1 rRNA gene is annotated in these 1586 nt (G+C 53.7%); it reads right to left on the bottom strand.

Annotation, left to right across the window (positions count from 1 at the left end):
- Positions 1–9: 9 nt before the first annotated feature.
- Positions 10–1577 (bottom strand): 16S ribosomal RNA (locus tag J2Z81_RS15635).
- Between the last annotated feature and the right edge of the window lie 9 nt (positions 1578–1586).

A 1586-nucleotide genomic window follows, 5' to 3' on the forward strand; every position in this document is an offset into this window, starting at 1 on the left:
TATCCTTAGAAAGGAGGTGATCCAGCCGCACCTTCCGATACGGCTACCTTGTTACGACTTCACCCCAATCATTGGCCCCACCTTCGGCGGCTGGCTCACAAAAGTGTTACCTCACCGACTTCGGGTGTTGCCAACTCTCGTGGTGTGACGGGCGGTGTGTACAAGACCCGGGAACGTATTCACCGCGGCATGCTGATCCGCGATTACTAGCGATTCCTGCTTCATGTAGGCGAGTTGCAGCCTACAATCCGAACTGAGAATGGTTTTATGGGATTTGCTAACACGTTGCCGCTTCGCTGCCCTTTGTTCCATCCATTGTAGCACGTGTGTAGCCCAGGTCATAAGGGGCATGATGATTTGACGTCATCCCCACCTTCCTCCGGTTTGTCACCGGCAGTCACCTTAGAGTGCCCAACTAAATGCTGGCAACTAAGATCAAGGGTTGCGCTCGTTACGGGACTTAACCCAACATCTCACGACACGAGCTGACGACAACCATGCACCACCTGTCACTCTGTCCCCGAAGGGAACTCGGTATCTCTACCGATAGCAGAGGATGTCAAGACCTGGTAAGGTTCTTCGCGTAGCTTCGAATTAAACCACATGCTCCACCGCTTGTGCGGGTCCCCGTCAATTCTTTTGAGTTTCAGCCTTGCGGCCGTACTCCCCAGGCGGAGTGCTTAATGCGTTAACTTCAGCACTAAGGGGCGGAAACCCCCTAACACCTAGCACTCATCGTTTACGGCGTGGACTACCAGGGTATCTAATCCTGTTCGCTACCCACGCTTTCGCACCTCAGCGTCAGTTACAGACCAGAGAGTCGCCTTCGCCACTGGTGTTCCTCCACATCTCTACGCATTTCACCGCTACACGTGGAATTCCACTCTCCTCTTCTGTACTCAAGTCCTCCAGTTTCCAATGACCCTCCACGGTTAAGCCGTGGGCTTTCACATCAGACTTAAAAGACCGCCTGCGCGCGCTTTACGCCCAATAATTCCGGACAACGCTCGCCCCCTACGTATTACCGCGGCTGCTGGCACGTAGTTAGCCGGGGCTTTCTGGTTAAGTACCGTCAAGGTACTGTCCTATTCGAACAATACTTGTTCTTCCCTAACAACAGAGTTTTACGATCCGAAAACCTTCATCACTCACGCGGCGTTGCTCCGTCAGACTTTCGTCCATTGCGGAAGATTCCCTACTGCTGCCTCCCGTAGGAGTCTGGGCCGTGTCTCAGTCCCAGTGTGGCCGATCACCCTCTCAGGTCGGCTACGCATCGTTGCCTTGGTGAGCTTTTATCTCACCAACTAGCTAATGCGCCGCGGGCCCATCTGTAAGTGACAGCAAATGCCGCCTTTTAACTTCCCATCAGGCGATGAAAAGTGTCATTCGGTATTAGCTCACGTTTCCGCGAGTTATCCCAATCTTACAGGCAGGTTGCCCACGTGTTACTCACCCGTCCGCCGCTCGTTCCACAAACGTCACCCCCGAAGGGGATCGATTTGCTTCCCGCGCTCGACTTGCATGTATTAGGCACGCCGCCAGCGTTCGTCCTGAGCCAAGATCAAACTCTCCATAAAAGTTTGTGT

Origin of the sequence: Virgibacillus alimentarius, assembly GCF_017874635.1 — a bacterium.
Taxonomy (GTDB): Bacteria; Bacillota; Bacilli; order Bacillales; family Amphibacillaceae; genus Virgibacillus_B; species Virgibacillus_B alimentarius.